The organism is Nonomuraea sp. NPDC001831, from assembly GCF_042892035.1.
Classification (GTDB): domain Bacteria; phylum Actinomycetota; class Actinomycetes; order Streptosporangiales; family Streptosporangiaceae; genus Nonomuraea.
On the sequence record NZ_JBIATU010000002.1, the window covers coordinates 1,111,562 to 1,129,839 of the forward strand.

Annotated in this window: 21 protein-coding genes; 7 read left to right on the forward strand and 14 right to left on the reverse strand. The window is 71.4% G+C overall.

Annotated elements, in window-relative coordinates; all coding sequences use genetic code 11:
* Window positions 1–4 precede the first annotated feature (4 nt).
* The 10 genes from tsaB to ACFYYW_RS10720 form a co-directional block, all read right to left on the reverse strand.
* Entirely contained in the window at window positions 5–649 is a 645-nt protein-coding gene (tsaB, locus tag ACFYYW_RS10675; protein ID WP_352318674.1) for a tRNA (adenosine(37)-N6)-threonylcarbamoyltransferase complex dimerization subunit type 1 TsaB, read from the reverse strand.
* Between the two features lie 27 nt (window positions 650–676).
* Entirely contained in the window at window positions 677–1,606 is a 930-nt protein-coding gene (locus ACFYYW_RS10680; RefSeq protein ID WP_387647231.1) for a phosphotransferase, read from the reverse strand.
* A 10-nt stretch (window positions 1,607–1,616) separates the two neighbouring features.
* The gene (locus tag ACFYYW_RS10685) at window positions 1,617–2,153 is read right to left on the reverse strand and encodes a class F sortase (RefSeq protein ID WP_358282161.1); all 537 of its coding nucleotides are present in this window, start codon (window positions 2,151–2,153) and stop codon (window positions 1,617–1,619) included.
* A gap of 3 nt (window positions 2,154–2,156) precedes the next feature.
* The gene (locus ACFYYW_RS10690) at window positions 2,157–2,804 is read right to left on the reverse strand and encodes a hypothetical protein (protein WP_387647234.1); all 648 of its coding nucleotides are present in this window, start codon (window positions 2,802–2,804) and stop codon (window positions 2,157–2,159) included.
* Window positions 2,805–3,015: 211 nt separating this feature from the next.
* Window positions 3,016–3,468: a tRNA (adenosine(37)-N6)-threonylcarbamoyltransferase complex ATPase subunit type 1 TsaE gene (gene tsaE / locus ACFYYW_RS10695; protein ID WP_364415230.1), complete on the reverse strand. Its 453-nt coding sequence runs from the start codon at window positions 3,466–3,468 to the stop codon at window positions 3,016–3,018.
* Window positions 3,468–4,520, reverse strand: coding sequence for an alpha/beta hydrolase (locus tag ACFYYW_RS10700; RefSeq protein WP_352318664.1), 1,053 nt, complete (start codon window positions 4,518–4,520; stop codon window positions 3,468–3,470). Before ACFYYW_RS10700 ends, tsaE begins: the two co-directional genes overlap by 1 nt.
* Window positions 4,521–4,539: 19 nt before the next feature.
* Window positions 4,540–5,688 carry an alanine racemase gene (gene alr, locus ACFYYW_RS10705; RefSeq protein WP_352318787.1) on the reverse strand — a complete coding sequence of 383 codons (1,149 nt, stop codon included), beginning with the start codon at window positions 5,686–5,688 and terminating at the stop codon, window positions 4,540–4,542.
* A 135-nt stretch (window positions 5,689–5,823) separates the two neighbouring features.
* Window positions 5,824–7,287 carry an NAD(P)H-hydrate dehydratase gene (locus ACFYYW_RS10710; RefSeq protein WP_387647239.1) on the reverse strand — a complete coding sequence of 488 codons (1,464 nt, stop codon included), beginning with the start codon at window positions 7,285–7,287 and terminating at the stop codon, window positions 5,824–5,826.
* 113 nt (window positions 7,288–7,400) lie between these two features.
* Window positions 7,401–7,751, reverse strand: coding sequence for a holo-ACP synthase (locus ACFYYW_RS10715; RefSeq protein WP_352318661.1), 351 nt, complete (start codon window positions 7,749–7,751; stop codon window positions 7,401–7,403).
* A 13-nt stretch (window positions 7,752–7,764) separates the two neighbouring features.
* Complete coding sequence (locus ACFYYW_RS10720; RefSeq protein ID WP_387647242.1) at window positions 7,765–9,168, reverse strand: PhoX family protein; 1,404 nt, start codon at window positions 9,166–9,168, stop codon at window positions 7,765–7,767.
* A gap of 204 nt (window positions 9,169–9,372) precedes the next feature.
* Here ACFYYW_RS10720 and coaA point away from each other — a divergent pair, with 204 nt between their 5' ends.
* Window positions 9,373–10,275, forward strand: a complete 903-nt coding sequence (gene coaA, locus ACFYYW_RS10725) for a type I pantothenate kinase (RefSeq protein ID WP_352318785.1) — start codon at window positions 9,373–9,375, stop codon at window positions 10,273–10,275.
* Here the strand turns inward: coaA and ACFYYW_RS10730 are convergent.
* On the reverse strand, window positions 10,247–10,381 hold the full coding sequence (locus tag ACFYYW_RS10730) for a hypothetical protein (protein ID WP_352318657.1): 135 nt from the start codon (window positions 10,379–10,381) through the stop codon (window positions 10,247–10,249). The two genes, coaA and ACFYYW_RS10730, sit on opposite strands and share 29 nt — an antisense overlap.
* A gap of 63 nt (window positions 10,382–10,444) precedes the next feature.
* Here ACFYYW_RS10730 and ACFYYW_RS10735 point away from each other — a divergent pair, with 63 nt between their 5' ends.
* The 5 genes from ACFYYW_RS10735 to ACFYYW_RS10755 are packed head-to-tail and all read left to right on the forward strand — an operon-like array spanning window position 10,445 to window position 14,795.
* On the forward strand, window positions 10,445–11,371 hold the full coding sequence (locus ACFYYW_RS10735) for a DUF389 domain-containing protein (protein WP_352318656.1): 927 nt from the start codon (window positions 10,445–10,447) through the stop codon (window positions 11,369–11,371).
* Window positions 11,372–11,411: 40 nt separating this feature from the next.
* On the forward strand, window positions 11,412–12,320 hold the full coding sequence (locus ACFYYW_RS10740; RefSeq protein ID WP_352318655.1) for an ABC transporter ATP-binding protein: 909 nt from the start codon (window positions 11,412–11,414) through the stop codon (window positions 12,318–12,320).
* A complete protein-coding gene (locus ACFYYW_RS10745; protein ID WP_387647246.1) occupies window positions 12,313–13,167 on the forward strand; it encodes an ABC transporter permease in 855 nt (284 codons plus the stop codon). Before ACFYYW_RS10740 ends, ACFYYW_RS10745 begins: the two co-directional genes overlap by 8 nt.
* Entirely contained in the window at window positions 13,164–14,078 is a 915-nt protein-coding gene (locus tag ACFYYW_RS10750; protein WP_352362865.1) for an ABC transporter ATP-binding protein, read from the forward strand. The genes ACFYYW_RS10745 and ACFYYW_RS10750 overlap by 4 nt, the downstream gene beginning before the upstream one ends.
* The gene (locus ACFYYW_RS10755) at window positions 14,079–14,795 is read left to right on the forward strand and encodes an ABC transporter permease subunit (RefSeq protein ID WP_352318650.1); all 717 of its coding nucleotides are present in this window, start codon (window positions 14,079–14,081) and stop codon (window positions 14,793–14,795) included. It begins immediately after the preceding gene.
* A 43-nt stretch (window positions 14,796–14,838) separates the two neighbouring features.
* On the opposite strand, the gene glmM is transcribed toward ACFYYW_RS10755, so the two are convergent.
* Genes glmM through rplM form a run of 3 tightly spaced genes read right to left on the reverse strand, consistent with a single transcriptional unit; the run spans window position 14,839 to window position 17,181 of the window.
* Window positions 14,839–16,188, reverse strand: coding sequence for a phosphoglucosamine mutase (glmM, locus tag ACFYYW_RS10760; protein WP_364389329.1), 1,350 nt, complete (start codon window positions 16,186–16,188; stop codon window positions 14,839–14,841).
* A gap of 1 nt (window position 16,189) precedes the next feature.
* Window positions 16,190–16,711 carry a 30S ribosomal protein S9 gene (rpsI, locus tag ACFYYW_RS10765; RefSeq protein WP_125644639.1) on the reverse strand — a complete coding sequence of 174 codons (522 nt, stop codon included), beginning with the start codon at window positions 16,709–16,711 and terminating at the stop codon, window positions 16,190–16,192.
* A gap of 26 nt (window positions 16,712–16,737) precedes the next feature.
* Entirely contained in the window at window positions 16,738–17,181 is a 444-nt protein-coding gene (gene rplM, locus ACFYYW_RS10770) for a 50S ribosomal protein L13 (RefSeq protein ID WP_352328322.1), read from the reverse strand.
* A 322-nt stretch (window positions 17,182–17,503) separates the two neighbouring features.
* Here rplM and ACFYYW_RS10775 point away from each other — a divergent pair, with 322 nt between their 5' ends.
* Window positions 17,504–18,265, forward strand: a complete 762-nt coding sequence (locus tag ACFYYW_RS10775; protein WP_352328321.1) for a CAP domain-containing protein — start codon at window positions 17,504–17,506, stop codon at window positions 18,263–18,265.
* Window positions 18,266–18,278 lie beyond the last annotated feature (13 nt).

An 18,278-nucleotide genomic window follows, 5' to 3' on the forward strand; every position in this document is an offset into this window, starting at 1 on the left:
AGTCTCACGCCGTCACCCTCTTGGGCGCGCCCGGCACCACGGCGTCGGGCCTGCGCAGGTAGATGGGCCGCGGCGGGTCGAGCGGGACGCCCGCGGCCAGCCGCTCGGCGGCCAGCGCGGCCAGCGCGCCCGCGTAGGGGTAGGGCGGGGCGTCGTGGCGGCCCAGGACGTCGGGGTAGAGCCCGGCGCCGGCGCCCACGACCGGCAGGCCCTCGACGGGCACCTCGGCGGGCCGGTCGACGAACGGGCCGTCGGCACGGGTGCGCATGTCCTGGTAACGCGCCCAGAACACCTCCTTGCGCCGGGCGTCGGTGGCGACCAGGAACGGCTCGCCGAGCCCGCTGCCGTAGGCGACCGCGTCGAGGGTGCAGATGCCGTACGCGGGCACGGAGAGCGTCGTCGCGAGCCCCTGGGCGGTCATCAGCCCGACGCGCAGGCCCGTGTAGGGCCCGGGGCCGCTGCCCGCGACGACGGCCGTCACGTCGCGCAGGGCGGCGCCCGACTCGGTCAGCACGCGTTCGATGGTGGGGACGAGCAGCTCGCCGTGGCGGCGGGCGTCGATCGTTGTGGACTCGGCGAGCACCCGCTCGCCGTCGTGGAGGGCGGCGGTGACGGCGGGCGTCGCGGTATCAAAGGCCAGGACCAGCACGACTGTTTAGCCTACCCGCCGGACGGGTCAGACCCAGCCGGTACGCCGTTTCAGCCACTCCAGCGCGACCACTCCCTGCGCCCGCTGGAACGCCCTGAGCGTGGGCAGGCCGGGCGGATCGGGCAGCCGGCCGTTCCGGACGAAGTAGCCGGTCTGGGCCGCGACGACCGCGGTGACCGCCGGGTCGGGATCGTCGAACAGCTCATGGGGGGCGGGACCGCCCTGCATGCCGACCGACGGCAGCATGGCCACCTGGTCGTACCAGGGCGCGGCCAGGCAGGCCCACGGCCAGTCGACCACGTAGACGCGGTCGGGCGTGAGCAGGATGTTGTCGGCCCGCAGGTCGGCGTGGACGAGGGTGTCGCCGGCCGCCGCCGTCTCCCAGCCGGACTCCAGCTCGGCCAGCTCGGGCAGGTGGCGCAGCGCCCACGGGTCGAGCCCGGCGGTGTCCTCGCCGAGCAGTTTGCGCCAGCCCTGGAAGGAGTCGCCCATGACCTCGCCGACCGTGGGAGCCTCGATCGGCGACGGGGTGAGCGCGGCGGACATCTCCTTCAGTGCCGTGAACACCCGGTCGAGCTCGTCGCGCCGCCACGGCATCGCGGGGTGCACGGCCTCGACGTCCTCGAAGACCAGGGCGACCCAGCCCTCCAGCTCGAACGCCGTCAGCAGCTTCGGCGCGGGGACCGACTCGGGGAGCGCGGCGGCGTTCCTGAGCTCGGAGCGGTAGATGCGCACGCTGTCGGGGTTGGGCTCGGGGCCGACGGCCTTGACGAACGCGCGCCGGCCGTCCTCGGTGCGCACGCGCACCGCGGCCGCCGGGGAGAAGCCGCCCTCCTGGGTGACGGCCGCCACGACGCGGCCGCCGAGGAAGCCCTCGACCGCCTCGCGCACCAGCGGGTGGACCTCTGGCCAGGGCACGCGGGCGCCGGACGCCGGCGGGTTGTGGTCAGTGCTCATCGTTCCATGATCAGGCTCGGGACGCGTAGACGATGATGTTGTCGACATATTCGCCTCTGGCGTAGTCGAACTTACCGCCGCAGGTCACGAGTTTGAGCCCGTCGTCGACGTACACCCGCCGGGCCGGGAAGTGGTCCTTGGAGACCTGCTCGATGGCGTCCACCTTGAAGCTGACGACCTTGCCGTCGCTGCGTTCCACCTTGACGGTCTCGCCCTTGCGCAACTGCCTGAGCTTGTAGAACACGGCGGGGGCGGTCTTGGTGTCCACGTGGCCGATGATCACCGAGGCGCCCTTCTCGCCGGGCACCGCGCTGCCGCTGTACCAGCCGGCCACCTTCGGCTTCTCGTACGGCGGCAGCTCGACCTCGCCGTCCTTGCTCAGCCCGAGCTTCATCAGCGGGGCCTCAAGGTCGAGCGACGGGATGTCGATGCTCTTGGGCACCACGCTCGCCGCCGGGGTGGAGGAGTTCTGCATGCTCTTGCCGAAGGCGACCAGCAGCAGGCCCGTGACGGCGCCCGCGAGCACCACCCGTCCTGGACGTGCCATCGGTCAAGCCCGGCTGCGCCGCTTGACCATCACGACCGCGCCGCCGACGAGGACCAGGGCCACCAGCGCGCCGGCCGGGCCCAGCGGGATCGAGGACTCGTCGTCGACGTCACGGCCGAAGGTGCCGCCGCCGCCCGCCTTGGGCGCCTTGGTGGGCACGCCGGTCGGATCGGCCTCGGCCCTGACCACCTTGAGCGTGGCCTTGCCGACGTCGTTGGTGCCGTCGCACTTGACGTCGACGGTGTACGAGCCGCGCTTGACCGTGCCGGAGACCGTCGCCTCGCCCCGGACCCAGGGCGAGCCGTTCGCCGGGCTGCCGGTCGTGGCCGGCGTGGCCGACCCGGCCGGCACGGGGTTGAGCGGGACGCCGTTGAGGAACGCCCGCGAGGTCGCGGTGCCGGTGTGGGCCGGGCCGCCGGACGGCAGCGGGCAGTTGGCCAGGATCCACACCTTGGACGTCTCCCCCGCGGTGACCCGGTCGGGGTTGACCTGGACCGCGATGCTCGGCCTCTTGGTGGGCGGCGGGGCGGTCGCGGTGGTCGTGGCCGTGGTCGTCGCAGTTGCAGTGGTGGACGTCGTGGCTGTGGCCGTCGGTGTGCCTGTCGGTGTGGTCTCGGCCGAGGCCGCACACCCGGTCAGCCCGACCACCATGATGGCACCCGCGTACGCGACTCGCCTGACCCTGAGCACCGCCGCACCCCACTTTGCCGTCTTGCACCCAGCATCCACCAAAAATGTGGATGTCGCCCCTCCTGATACCCAGAAATTCTGGGCGAATCCCTGACCAACGATCATGATTTATGTCTTCGGCCAGATACGTCAAGGGTGACAGCTTTGCCGGAAATTGACGGACGTTTTAGCCTTAGGCCGGATCAGACGGCGTGTCGGCCCACCGCTCGCCCACCCCGCGCAAGGTCACCAGGCGGGCGTCGTCGCCGGTCTCCCGGTCGATGTGGATCTCCAGCCGGTCTTCGGCCAGCCCCTCGACCAGGCCCTCGCCCCACTCGACCACGGTGACCGACTCCTCCAGCGAGGCGTCGAGGTCGAGGTCGTCGACCTCCAGGTCGCCGCCGAGCCGGTAGGCGTCGACGTGCACCAGGGGCGGGCCCTGCCGCAGCGACGGGTGCACCCTGGCGATCACGAAGGTGGGCGAGGTGATCGGCCCGCGCACCTTGAGCCCCTCGGCGATGCCCTGGACGAGCGTGGTCTTGCCCGCGCCGAGCGGGCCGGACAACACGATCAGGTCGCCGGGCCGCAGGTGGGCCGCCAGGCGGGCGCCGTAGGCCCGCATGTCCTCCGCTGTCGCCAGTCGCACTACAACTCCACTCGCTTGATCAGGTCGCGCAGCGCGTCGTTGACGATCCCCGGGCGCTCCAGCTGGATCAGGTGGGAGGTGTCGGGGATCTCGGTGACCTGCGCCTTGGGCAGCGCCGCCGCGATGGCCCTGCTGTGGTCGGGCGGGGTCAGCCAGTCGCGCTCGCCGTAGACGATGGCGGTCGGGACCGGGTCGAGGACGTGCAGCGCGGACAACTTGTCGTGGTTCATCAGGGCCGGGTAGAAGGCGGCGAACACCTCGGTGGGGGTCTGCCTGATCATCGACTCGGCGAAGTCGACCACGGTCGGGCTCACGTTCGCGGAGTCGCCGAAGCCCATGTAGCGGGTGATCAGGAACGCGATGTCGCTGCCCGCGTGCCGGGTCTTGTCGATCAGCGAGCCCTTCCTGCCCAGCAGCGACACGGTGGACGGCGCGACCTTGTGCACGGCCTTGGACACCATCGCCGGCAGCCCCAGCGTCAGCTCGGCCAGCTTGCCCGCCGAGGTCGCGATGAGGGCGACCGCCCGGATCTTGTCGCCGAACAGCTCAGGGTGGCTGTCGGCGAGCGCCATGATCGTCATGCCGCCCATCGAGTGGCCGACCACCACGCACGGGCCGGGCACGAACTCCTCGATCACCTCGGCGAGGTCCTGGCCCAGCCGGTCGATCGTGCTGTCGTCGGCCGTGCCGCGCTGCGAGCGGCCGTGGGAGCGGATGTCCCACAACACCAGGCGGTGGTTCTCGCGCAGCTCCTTGCGCTGGTAGTGCCACGATTCGAGGTTGAGGCAGTAGCCGTGGCACATCACGATCGTCAGCGGCGCGTCCTCGGGGCCGTCGATCTCGACGTGGAGCGCCACCCCGTCGGAGGTGACGAGCGTGCGCTCCCTGCCGCGCAGCTCGCCGAACGGCTCGCTGGCCTCCTCGTCGGGCCGCAGCCTGATCCGGCCGACCGCGTAGCGCTTGGCCAGAGCCGCCGCCGCGACACCGGCCGACGCCGCTCCGACGATCGCGCCGGCGATTCCGACCCTGCGCCGCCGTGTTGTCGTCGTCATGTCCCCGATCCTTCTCCGCTCATGGCCGCTCCGGAGTGCCCGCCGTCACATGCTGGTGGACCCGCGGCACCCGGGAACCGATCCTGGTCACGATCTCATGCGTGATCGTGCCGAGGGTATCCGCCCATTCCTGGGCAGTCGGCTCGCCCCCGTCGCCGGGACCGAACAGGACCACCTCGTCGCCCGGCGACAAGGGGTCGTCGCCGACGTCGATCACGAACTGGTCCATGCACACCCGGCCCGCCACTTTCCGGCGGCGCCCGCCCGCCAGCACCTCGGCTCTTCCCGACGCGTGCCGGAGTATGCCGTCGGCGTAGCCGAGCGGCACGAGGCCGAGGGTGGTCTCGTGGTCGGTGACGTAGAGGTGACCGTAGGAGACGCCCGACTCCTGAGGGACGCGCTTGACGAGCGCGATCCTGGCCGTCAGGGTCATGGCCGGACGCAGCCCGAAGTCGCCCAGCTCGGGGACGGGGCTCAGCCCGTACATGGCGATGCCCGTCCTGACCAGGTCGAAGCGGGCGGCCGGCAGGGTCAGCACGGCGGCCGAGTTGGCCAGGTGCCTGATCACCGACGACCCGGCGGCGCCCGCCTGCTCGGCCTGCTTCAGCGCGCTCTCGAACGCCTCCAGCTGCTGATCGACCGACGGATGGCCGGGCAGGTCGGCGCAGGCGAAGTGGGACCACAGGCCGACGATCTCGACGACGCCCTCCGCCCGCAGCTCGAGCGCCCTGCTCAGCAGGCCCGGCCAGGCGGCCAGCGGCGCGCCGCCCCTGCTCATGCCGGTGTCGGCCTCCAGGTGCAGCTTGGCCGGACGGCCCACGCGGCGGGCGGCGGCCGCGATCTCGTCGAGCAGGCCCTCGTGAGCGGCCGACAGCTCGATGTCCTGGGCCACGGCCCGGTCGAGGGGCTCGCCGGGGGTGATCAGCCAGGCCAGGACGGGCGCGGTGACGCCGCCCTCGCGCAGCGCCAGCGCCTCGGCGACGAAGGCCGTGCCCAGCCTGGACGCGCCGCCCTCGAGGACGGCCCTCGCCGAGGGGACCAGCCCGTGGCCGTAGGCGTCGGCCTTGACGGCCCCCATCAACTCGGCGCCGCCCGCCCGCTCCTTGAGCAGGGCCACGTTGTGCCGGATGGCGGACAGGTCGACCCGCGCCTCGGCGGGGGTGGCCATCGAGGAGTACATCTCTCCAGTGTGGCAGCTCAGACGGGTGGTCGAGCGCGGTTCGCACCGCCCGGGGACGAGGTTCGCCGTGGACGGAGCTGATGGCCTCAGGGACGTGGTTCGCCGTGGACGGACCGGATGGTCTCAGGGACGAGGTTCGCCGTGGACGGACCGGATGGCCTCCGGGACGGCCGCCGCCACCCCGGCCGCGGTGAGCGGGGCGCCGCGGGCGGCCAGCCGGCCGGCCAGCCCGTGCACGTACGCGCCGGCCGAGCCCGCGTCGTAACAGCACAGCCCCTGCGCCAGCAGCGCGCCCGCCACGCCCGACAACACGTCGCCGGTGCCCCCGGTGGCCAGCCACGACGTGCCGGTCTCGTTGACCCGGACCGGCCTGGCCTCCTCGGCCACCACCGTGGTCGAGCCCTTGAGCAGCACGGTCACGCCCAGCTCGGCCGCGGCGCGGCGAGCGTGCTCCAGCCGGGCGGCCTCGATGTCGTCGCGGCTCACGCCGATCAGCCGCGACAGCTCGCCCGCGTGCGGCGTGATCAGCACGGGCGCCCGCCTGCGCAGCAACGACCGGTCGCGGGCCACCAGCGTGAGCCCGTCGGCGTCGATCAGCACCGGGACGTCCGAGGCCAGCACGCGGGCGGCCAGCTCGTGCGCCCAGTCGCCGGTGCCGAGCCCCGGGCCGAGCAGCCACGCCTGGACGCGGCCCACGTCCTCGACGGACGGCCGGTCGAGCGGCGTGATCACCGCTTCCGGCCAGTGGGCGCGCACCTGCTGGACCGGCTCGTGGGTGCCCGCGTAGCGGACCAGGCCCGCGCCCGCCCGCAGCGCGCCGCCCACGGCCAGCACGGCCGCGCCGGTGTACTGGTCGCTGCCCGCGGCCACCCCGAGCACGCCCCTGCGGTATTTGTCGGACTCGTTGCCGGGCCTGGGCAGCAGGTCCTCCACGTCCGCCCGGGTCAGCGCCGCGACGTCGGGGTCGGGCAGGAAGGGGCCGAGCCCGATGTCCACCAGCTCGACCCGGCCCGTGTGCGCGGCGCCGGGATCGACCAGCAGCCCCGTCTTGTACGCCCCCATCGTCACCGTCACCCGCGCCCGCACCGCCGCGCCCGCGACCCGCCCGGTGCTCGCCTCGACGCCGCTCGGCACGTCGACCGCGACGACCGTGCCGTGGGCCGCGTTCGCCTCCTCGGCCAGCCGGGCGTACGGCTCGCGCAGCGCCCCCGTGGCCCCGATGCCGACCAGCCCGTCCACGATCAGGTCGGCGTCGTGGACGTCCTGGACGGCTGAGGATCCGGCCACGCGGCCTCCCGCGTCGAGGAAGGCGCGCAGGCCGCCCTCGTGCGTCCTGGCGCCGGCCAGGACCGCCTCGACCCTGGCTCCCCGGCGGGCCAGGCGCTCGCCGGCGTAGAGGGCGTCACCGCCGTTGTCGCCGCTGCCGACCAGCAGCACGACGCGAGCGCCGTAGACCCGGCCCAGCAGGTCGGCGCAGACGGCGGCGAGGCCGTGGGCGGCCCGCTGCATGAGGGTGCCCGCGGGCAGGCGCGCCATCAGCGTGCGCTCGGCGTCCCGGATCTGGTCGGCGGTGTAGGCGGTCTTCATGGCCTCACTCCGTTCGGCTGCTCGGTCGCCATATGCCGCCTTCCCCCGCTCCGGTCGCTCCGCTCCAGCTGCCGCTCCACGCGACGGCGCCGCCGCGCGCGCATGATCCGAAACTATCCCTCCGCGATCACGTAGGCCACGGCGACGCCCCCGTCATGGCTGAGCGACAGGTGCCAGCGCTTGACCCCGAGGCCGTAGGCGACCTCGGCGACCTTGCCCGACACGTGCAGCTCGGGCTTGCCCAGCTCGTCGCAGCGCACCTCGGCCTCCAGGTGCCCGAGCCCCCTGGGCGCGCCGAGCGCCTTGGCCACGGCCTCCTTGGCGGCGAACCTGGCGGCCAGCGAGTGCGCCGGCAGCGGCCTTTCGAGGTCGGTGAACAGCCGCTCGCGCAGCTGCGGTGTACGTTCGAGAGCCGCCTCGAAGCGGGCGATGTCGACGATGTCCACTCCGATACCCAGGATCATCGTCCCAGGCTACTCAGAACAGGCCGCGCTCCCACGGCCCCCAGATGGCGAACGACCGCCCCTGGACGGCCTGGACGTTGACATAAAGCGTCTGGCCGCCCGGCCCGAACGTCGAGCCGGCGAACTCGGCGCCCGGGTCGCCGGGGATCGGCTGGAGGCGGCAGAAGTCGAAGATCTCGCCCGTCCTGGTGAGGCCGCGCAGGAAGTTGTCGCCGTCGCCGTCCTCGCAGAGCACCAGCGTGCCGCGCCGGCTGACGGTCACGTTGTCGGGCAGGTCGAGCGCCGACGAGCGGGGCGACTCGTAGACCAGCCGCAGCCGCCCGCTCCACGTCTCGTACGCCCACACCTGGCCCCGCCCGTCGCCGAACCCGGGAGGCGGCCGGTCGCCCGGCGCGGTGGCCCCGCCCTGGGTGGAGACGAAGTACACCACGCCCTGGTGGAAGACCGCGCCCTCCAGCCTGGCGAAGATCGCCGCGCCGCCCGCGCGTCCCTGCCGGCCCACCGCCTGGACGGCCTCCTCGTAGGGCGGCCTGCCGGTGAAGCGGGGGTCGGGCTCGTCGATGTGCACCCAGCGCGTGGCGTAGGAGGCCCCCGCCCGCTGCCCACGCGACAGGTCGGCGCGGTCGGCGCCGACGACGGCGAGCATCTGCAGCCGGCCGCCGTCGAGCAGCCGGCCCTCCCGCATCGGGTGCTTGGGCGGCAGGTAGCGGTAGAAGCCGGAGGGGAAGGAGAAGTTGTCCTCGGTGAGGTAGACGGCTCCGGTGGCGGGGTCGAAGGCGGCCGATTCGTGCGGGAAGCGGCCGGCCGACCTGATCGGCCGCGCGCTCGCGACCCCGCTGACCGGCACCTCGAACAGGTAGCCGTGCCTGCGCTTGAGCTTGCTGTTGTCGCTTCCGGACGGGTCGTCGCCCACGTCGGGGCCGTTGACCGTCTCCTCGCAGCTCACCCAGGCCCGCCACGGCATGGGGCCGCCGGAGCAGTTGGTCATGGTGCCGTTGAGCGAGGGACCGCTGCTGATCACCTCGCCGTGGCGGGTGACGTGCAGGGTCGAGGTGCCGCCGCCGGCGGCCGGGTCGTAGGCGGTGTCCTTGTCGCCGAACGCGCCGACCGGACCGGTGACCTCGTGATTGCGGACGAGGAACGTGCTGCCCTTGGGGCCGCTGAAGGCCGCCATGCCGTCGTGCCTGCCCGGGACGGTGGAGCCGTCGGTGAACCGCTCGCCCGCGGCGCTGAACGAGCGGTACCGGAAACCGTCGGGGAGGTGCAGGCGCACCTTGCCGTCGCGCAGGTCGGCGACCGGGCGCAGCGGCCCGTAGCCGACGGCGGGCCGCACGCCGCCCCTGGCCCCGGCGCAGGCGACCCCGGCGAAGGGCCCGGCCACGGCCAGGGCGTTGGCGAGGAAGCGACGGCGATCCACAAGACCTCCCGGGAGGCTACGTCCGGAACAGTAGCCGCCCGCCGGTTCCGGCACGCCCGGATCGTCGGGACCGGTCTTTCTTCCCGGAATCATGCTTTGGTAATCCCACGTTTTTGTCCACAGGCTGTGGACGACGCCGCGCCGTACCCGCCCATGATCGCATTTGTCCCCCATCGCTACGCTGCCTAGGTGAACAACGGCTACGTGGAACTGAGCAGGGAGCAGTGGAGCGAGCTCCGCAAGAACACGCCCTTGACTCTCACCGCAGACGAGCTGGAAGACCTGCGCGGCGTCGATGACCCCATCGACCTCACCGAGGTCACCGACATCTATCTCCCCCTGACCCGGCTGCTCAACCTGCACTTCACCGGGTCCAGGCAGCGCAGCAGCGTGCTGAGCGCCTTCCTCGGCGACGCGGGGGCGCGCGTGCCGTACATCCTGGGCATCGCCGGGAGCGTCGCGGTCGGCAAGTCGACCACGGCGCGGCTGCTGCACACCCTGCTGGCCCGCTGGCCCGAGCACCCGCACGTGGAGCTGATCACCACCGACAGCTTCCTCTACCCCAACGCGGTGCTGGAGGCCAAGGGCATCATGCAGCGCAAGGGCTTCCCGGAGAGCTACGACCGGCGCGCGCTGGTCAGGTTCGTGGCGGAGGTCAAGGCGGGCGCGCCCGAGGTGTACGCGCCGGTCTACAGCCATCTGGAGTACGACATCGTCCCCGGTGCTCGCCAGGTTGTGAAAAATCCAGACATCCTGATCATCGAGGGGCTGAACGTGCTCCAGCCGGCCCCGCCCACGTCCCTGGCCGTCAACGACTACTTCGACTTCTCCATCTACGTGGACGCCAAGGTCGAGGACATCCGCACCTGGTACGTCGAGCGGTTCCACAAGCTGCGCCGCACGGCCTTCGAGGACCCGAAGTCCTACTTCAAGTACATCGCCGAGCTCACCTACGAGCAGGCCACGGACTTCGCGGTCAACGTCTGGCGCGACATCAACGAGCGCAACCTGGTCGAGAACATCGCCCCCACCAGGGGACGCGCCGACCTCGTCCTGCAGAAGGGCGCCGACCACGCGGTCAGGCGGGTACGGCTTCGCCGGACCTGAACACCTCGTCGAAGACATAGGCGGCGAACCGGCCCGCGCACTCCTGGTCGTCGATGTCGGCGAACCAGCAGTCCTCACCATGATCGTGGCATCTGAAGCGAGTCATGTGAGGCAGCCTCGCGTACGGCGGTCAACACGACGTCAATGTCCGATGGACGACAATGGCGGGGTGCTGCATCTGCGACTGATCACCCCTGCCGACCGCACCGACGAGGCCGTCGCGCTGTTGCAGGGGTGCACGGGCGTCACCAACGTCATCGTGCTGCCCGGGGCGGCCCGCGAGCCGGCGGGCGACGTCGTCCTCTGCGACGCCGCCCGCGAGGCGGCCAACGAGGTGATCAGCAGGCTCAAGTGGGTGGAGGACGTCGGCTCGATCGCCATCGAGCAGGTGGACCTGTCGTTGTCCAGGGCCGCCACGGCGGCAGTCGAGGAGGCGCCCGGCGATCCCGACGACGCGGTGGTGTGGGAGGAGCTGGCCCACAAGGTCTCCAGCGAGTCCCGCATCACCTGGGCCTACCTGGCCTTCCTGGCCATCGCGACGCAGCTCGCGGGCATCGGCGTGCTGCAGAACTCGCCCATCCTGATCGTCGGCGCGATGGTGCTCGGCCCGGAGTTCGGCGCGATCGCCGCGATCTGCTTCGGCCTGCTGGGCCGGCGCGGACGCCTGATCACCACCGCTCTGCGGACGCTGGTCATCGGCTTCACCGTCGCCATCGCCATCACCTTCGCCTGCGCGCTGGTCTCCAACTGGCTGGGCTGGATCGACCTCGGCAACCTGAAGGTGAACGCGGAGGTGCAGTTCATCGTCAAGCCGGACAAGTGGTCGTTCATCGTGGCGCTGCTGGCGGGGGCGGCGGGCGTCCTGTCTGTGACGGCGGGCAAGTCCTCGGCCCTGATCGGCGTGTTCATCTCGGTCACCACCGTCCCGGCGGCCGGCTACCTCGCCGTCGCGCTGGGGCTCGGCGACTGGGCGGAGGTCGCGGGGTCGGTCTCGCAGCTCGCGGTGAACATCCTCGGCATGGTCATCTCGGGCACCGCCACGCTGTTGGTCCAGCGGAAATTCTGGCCTCAAGTAGGACAGCGTTCATCCGTGTGAACGAGGCCAGGCCCACCCCGCGCCCGGTAGGGTCCGCCACATGCACATCCTCGCCACCGAGGGGCTGACCAAACGTTTCCCCACCGTCACCGCGGTCGACGGGCTCACGGTGACCGTGGGATCCGGCGTCACCGGGCTGGTGGGGGCGAACGGCGCGGGCAAGTCGACACTGATCAAGATGCTGCTCGGCCTGCTGCCGCCCAGCCAGGGCGCCGCGCGGGTGCTCGACCTCGACGTCACCGCGCAGGGCGCCGAGATCCGCCGGCTCGTCGGCTACATGCCCGAGCACGAATGCCTCCCTCCCGACGTCTCCGCGACCGAGCTGGTCGTCCACCTCGCCAGGATCTCCGGGCTGCCGCGCACGGCCGCCCGCGAACGCGCCGCCGACGTGCTGCGCCACGTGGGCCTGGCCGAAGAGCGCTACCGCCCGATCGGCGGCTACTCCACCGGCATGAAGCAGCGGGTCAAGCTGGCCCAGGCTCTCGTGCACGACCCCAAGCTCGTCTTCCTCGACGAGCCCACCAACGGGCTCGACCCGCGCGGCCGCGACGAGATGCTGACGCTGATCAGGCGCATCGGCACCGAGTTCGGCATCAGCGTGCTGGTCACCTCCCACCTGCTGGGCGAGCTGGAACGCGTCTGCGACCACGTGATCGTCATCGACGGCGGCCGGCTGCTGCGCTCGTCGGCGATCTCGGAGTTCACCCAGGCCACCCAGACGATCACGGTCGAGGTCGAGGACGGCCTGGAGCCCCTGGCCCGCCGCCTGACCGAGACCGGCCAGACCGTCTCCCAGCAGGGCCGCCTACTGGTGGTCAAGGTGCTCGGGCCCGAGACCTACGACGCCGTCCGCGACGCCGCCGTCGACCTCGACCTGTGCCTGATCCGCCTCGAACAGGGACGCCACCGCATCGAGGACGTCTTCAGGGAGGAGGCGGCCAATGTCTGAGATCTACGACATCGGCTACCGGCACTACGACGGCCCCCGCATGGGCGGCGCGTACGCCACCCGCGCGCTCACCGTCCACAGCCTGCGCGGCATCTTCGGCCTCGGCCGTCCGGCGCGCAGCAAGATCGTGCCGTTCGCGCTGGTCGTCATCATGCTGCTGCCGATGGTGGTGTCGATCGCGCTCATGGCGCTGGCCAAGCAGCGCGGCATCCCCTACAGCGGGTTCGCGGTGCTCATGCAGGCCGTGGTGGCCATCTTCCTGGCCTCCCAGGCCCCCACGGTCGTCGCCCCCGACCTGCGCCACCGCGTGCTGCCCCTGTACCTGTCGCGGCCGATCTCGGTCTTCCAGTACGTGGCGGCCAAGGTGATCGCGATGACCACCGCGCTGTTCCTGCTGGTCGCCGGGCCGCTGACGCTGCTGTGGATCGGCGAGCTGGTCGTGGACATGCCGGGGCCGCCCGCCACCGGCGAGTACGTCGGCGCGCTGCTCATGGCGCTGGTGCTGGCGCTGCTGCTGTCGGCATTCGGCCTGGCCCTCGCCTCGTTCACGCCGCGGCGCGGGCTCGGGGTGGCCTCGGTGATGACGGTCTACCTGCTGTCCTCGGCGTCCGTGCCGCTGCTCTACGGCACGATGCTCAGCACCGGCAACGAGTCGTCGGCGCCCTGGGCCTGGTTGATGAACCCCTTCTGGCTGGTCGACTCCGTGCAGTCGTGGCTGTTCGGCACTCCGTCCCACGCCGACGGCCCGTACCCGAACGGTCCCGCCTCGGCGGCGATCCTGGTGGTGCTGATCGGCGTCGGCCTGGGAGCTCTCGCGCTGCGCTACAGGAAGGCGGCCTCGCGATGAAGATCGAGCTCTCCCAGGTGTCCCGCTGGTACGGCAACGTGGTGGCGGTCAACGACGTGACCATGACGATCGGCCCCGGCGTCACCGGCCTGCTCGGCCCCAACGGCGCGGGCAAGTCGACGTTGCTGCACATGATGGCCGGGTTCCTGGCGCCGTCCGGCGGCTCGGTCACGCTGGACGGCACTCAGGTCTGGAAAAACCACCACATCTATCGAAATATCGGTCTGGTCCCGGAACGCGAGGGCGTGTACGGCTTCCTCACCGGCTGGCAGTTCGTCCTGTCCGCCGCCCGCCTGCACGGCCTCCCCGACCCCGTCGAGGCCGCCCGCAAGGCCCTGGCCACGGTCGAGATGGAGGAGCCGAAGGACCGCCGGGTGGAGACGTACTCCAAGGGCATGCGCCAGCGGGTCAAGGTGGCCGCCGCCCTCGTCCACGACCCGGCCGTGCTGCTGCTCGACGAGCCGTTCAACGGCATGGACCCGCGCCAGCGCCTCCACCTGATGGACCTCATCCGCGCCATGGGCACCGCGGGCAAGACGATCCTGTTCAGCTCGCACATCCTGGAGGAGGTCGAGCGGGTCGCCCAGCACATCGAGGTCCTGGTGTCGGGCCGGCACGCGGCCTCGGGCAACTTCCGCGAGATCAGGCGCCTGATGACCGACAGGCCCCACCTGTTCGTCATCCGTTCCAGCGACGACAGGAAGCTCGCCGCGGCCCTGATCCGCGACGAGTCGGCCGGCGGCATCACGCTGCGCCCCGACGGCCTGGAGGTCCAGGCGACGGAGTTGCGGCGCTTCGCCCGGCTGCTCCCGCGCGTCGCCCGCGACGAGGGTGTGCGCCTGCACCAGGTCTCCCCCGCCGACGAGGACCTGGAGAGCGTCTTCGCCTACCTGATCAACAGGAGCACCTGAATGAACACCGTGGTCGCGGGCATCACGTACCGCTCACTGCTCGGGCGTCGCCGCATCATCCTGCTCCTGCTGCTCCCGCTGGCCCTGATCGCCCTGGCCGTGCTGCTGCGCGTGGCGACCGGCGCCGACCAGAAACTGGCCGTGGACCTGATGCAGAAGTTCGCCGTCCAGGCCATGCTGCCCTTGCTGGGGGTCATCGCGGGCACGGGCGTCATCGCGCCGGAGATCGACGACGGCACCGTCATCCACCTGATGTCCAAGCCCATCTCCAGGCCCGTGATCGCCCTGACCAAGTTCGGGGTGGCGGCCTCGCTCATGGCCGTGTTCGGGGCCCTGCCGACGTACGTGGCGGCCTGGATCCTGGTGGGCGGCGAGGACGGCATCGCGGCCGGCTTCGCCCTCGGCGCACTGGTCGCCGGCATCGCCTACGCCGCGCTCTTCCTGGTCCTCGGGGTCGTGACCAAGCACGCGGTCACGATCGGCGTCATCTACGCCCTCGTCTGGGAGGTCACCGTGGTCAACCTCATCCCGGCGGCGGGCAGGTACTCGATCCAGGCGTGGGCCGCGTCCATCGCCGACCAGATCTCCGACTCGCCGTTCCTGGAGTCGAAGGTCGCGATCGGCTTCGCCGTGCCGGCGCTGGTCGTCGTGACCGTGGGCGCGGTCTTCTGGGCCGGCCGCAGGCTGCGCGTGTTCGCCCTCACCGGCGACGAGTGACGGCCCGGCGGGTACGGCACGAGGCCGTACCCGCCCAGGCGCGTCAGGAGGCGCAGGCCGTACGGACCACGTCGGCCAGGCGGCCGGCCACCTGGTTGGCGTGCTCCTCGGAGGCGGCCTCCACCATCACCCGGATCATGGGCTCGGTGCCGCTCGGCCGGATCAGCACCCGGCCGGTCTCCCCCAGCTCCGCCTCGGCCTCGGCCACGGCGGCGATGAGCTCGGGCACCGACGCCTTGCCCTTGTCGACGTCCTTGACGTTGATCAGGATCTGCGGCAGCGGGGTCATCACCGAGGCCAGCTCCTTCAGCGGGACGCCCGACTTGGCCACCACGCCCAGCAGGTGCAGCGAGGTGAGCAGGCCGTCGCCCGTGGTGGCGTGGTCGAGCATGATGACGTGACCGGACTGCTCGCCGCCCAGGTTGAACCCGTCGGACTTCATGCGTTCGAGGACGTAACGGTCGCCGACCGCGGTCTCGATCACGGTGATGCCGGCCTCGCGCATCGCCAGCTTGAAGCCCAGGTTGGACATGACGGTGGCGACCACGGTGTCCTTGGACAGCAGGCCGTCGCCGTGCATGGCGGCGGCGAGCACCGCCATGATCTGGTCGCCGTCGACGACCGTGCCGGTGTGGTCGACCGCCAGGCAGCGGTCGGCGTCGCCGTCGTAGGCCACGCCGAGATCGGCGCCCCTGGACACGACCACCTGCTGGAGCTTGTCCAGGTGGGTGGAGCCGTGCCCGGCGTTGATGTTGAGCCCGTCGGGTCTGGCGCCGATGGCCTCGACCCGGGCGCCCGCCCGCACCAGCGCCTCGGGCGCGACCATGTGGGCAGCGCCGTGCGCGCAGTCGACCACGACGTGCAGGCCGTCGAGCGCGGCGGTCATCGTGGTCAGGACGTGCGAGATGTAGCGGTCGGCCTCGCCGTACGCGTCGCGCACGCGGCCGACCCCCGAACCGACGGGGAAGGACCAGCTCTCACCGAGCCGGCGCTCGATCTCGTCCTCAACCGCGTCGGACAGCTTGAAGCCGCCCCTGGCCAGGAACTTGATGCCGTTGTCCGGCGCCGCGTTGTGCGAGGCGGACAGCATGACGCCGAGGTCGGCGCCGAGCGCGGCGGTGAGATGGGCGACGGCCGGGGTGGGCAGCACGCCGAGGCGCAGCACATCCACTCCGGACGCCGCGAGGCCGGCGACCACTGCGGCCTCCAGGAACTCCCCGGAGGCTCGCGGGTCCCGGCCCACGACGGCCACGGGACGACGTCCCGTGGCCGCGAACGCGCCCGCATCACCGAGTACATGGGCGGCCGCCACGGACAGGTCCATGGCGAGCTCGGCCGTGAGGTCGCGACCAGCGACCCCACGGACCCCGTCGGTGCCGAAAAGGCGCGCCAATTTAGCGCTTGCTGTACTGCGGAGCCTTGCGGGCCTTCTTGAGGCCGTACTTCTTCCGCTCCGTGGCGCGGGCGTCACGGGTGAGGAAGCCGGCCTTCTTCAGCGGCGGGCGGTTGACGTCGACGTCCAGGATCGCCAGGGCGCGGGACAGGCCCATGCGCAGCGCGCCGGCCTGGCCGGTGACGCCGCCGCCGTCGATGCGCGCGATGACGTCGAACGCCTCTTCGGCGCCGAGCACCACGAAGGGCTCGTTGACGATCTGCTGGTGGACCTTGTTCGGGAAGTAGACGTCCAGCGAACGACCGTTGATCGTCCACTTGCCGGTGCCGGGGACGATGCGCACGCGGGCGATCGCCTCCTTGCGGCGACCGGTGCCGTACGAGTTACCCGTGGTGACGGGCTTGCGCACGGGCGCGTCAGCGCTGGCAGCGGACTCGGTGGTGTACTCGGACGGGAAGTCCTCGCCGGAGAATTCCTCCAGCTCGGTCTCGACGACCGTCTCGACACCGGTGGGCTCAGCCACGGTTCTCCTCTAACTCTTTCGAACTACTACTGGGCGATCTGGGTGATCTGGAACTGCACCGGCTGCTGAGCCTGGTGCGGGTGGTCGGAACCCGCGTAGACCTTCAGCTTCTTGGCCATCTTCCGGCCGAGGGAGTTCTTCGGCAGCATGCCCTTGACGGCCTTCTCGACGGCCTTCTCCGGCCGCTTGTCCATGAGCTCGCCATAGGTGACGGAACGCAGACCGCCCGGGTAGCCCGAGTGACGGTACGCCTTCTTCTGCTCACGCTTGTTACCGCTCAGCGCAATCTTGTCGGCGTTGATGACGATGACGAAGTCACCGGTGTCGACGTGGTTGGCGAAGATCGGCTTGTGCTTGCCGCGGAGCAGGTTCGCGACGTGGCTGGCCAGCCGGCCCAGCACGACATCGGTCGCGTCGATGACGTACCACTGACGCTGGACGTCGGCGGGCTTCGGTGAGTACGTGCGCACGGTCGTAGCCTTCTTTTGCTCGCGTCTTCGGCGCTGTCGGATGCGACAGCTACATGGGTCGGTCGGTGCGGGCACACGGCAGCCCGGACCTTCCGTCTCCCGAGCCCGATGGGCTTGACGATGGGAGATGACGCCGGACGCGCCGCGCATCGGTCACGCTGGACCTATGCACACAACGAACGATTAGGTTACCCGCCTACAGGCGCGCAGGTCAAAAGACCGGTAACCCTGCACGAGTCTACCTGACAGCAGAACGGTTCCATTTCGTTTCCCTGGGATCCCTTCTTTCGCAGTACCCGACATCTCTATCGTTAGCTGCGGTATGTGGCGGAACTCTCACACCCGGCAAACCCAGCGGGGCGCGCGGCGCCGGAACAGCCTGGGCGTGCTGGCCTGCCTGATGGCCGCGCTGTTCACCGGCGTGCTGCTCGGCCGGCTGTCCGACGACGTCGAGCCCACCGCCCACATCTACCTCAACGAGACCGCCCCGCCGGCCGCGGCCACCGCGCGTCCCGCCCCCACCGCCGGCCAGAAGGCCCAGCCCGAGCTGGACCGCATCCCGCGCCAGGCCAGCACGGTCAGGACGCCGCGCGGCAGGTCCACCCCCAGGCCCGCCAGGACCCCCGAGGGGCAGATCGCCGGCTTCGACGCCGACGACGACCCCACCCAGGTGTTCACCGGCGGCGGCGACCAGGCCAAGGTGATCCCCGGCATGGCCGCCCGGGTCGTCACGCTCACCAACGCCGCCCGCGCCGAGCACGGCTGCGGGCCGCTGCGGGTGGACGGCAGGCTGGGACGCTCGGCGCGCGAGCACTCGCTGGAGATGGCGCGCACCGGGCAGCTCGCCCACAACTCCCCCGACGGCGCCTCCCCCTGGGACCGCATGGACCGCGCCGGCTACCACTGGGGCGCCGCCGAGAACATCGGCAACGGCTACAGCACGCCCGAGCAGGCCGTACGCGGCTGGCTGGACAGCCGCGACCACCGCAGGAACATCCTGGACTGCACCCTCAAGGCCATCGGCGTCGGCGTCGCCGCCGGACCGGACGGCCCATGGTGGACCCAGGACTTCGGAACTCAATGACGAACATCACGGT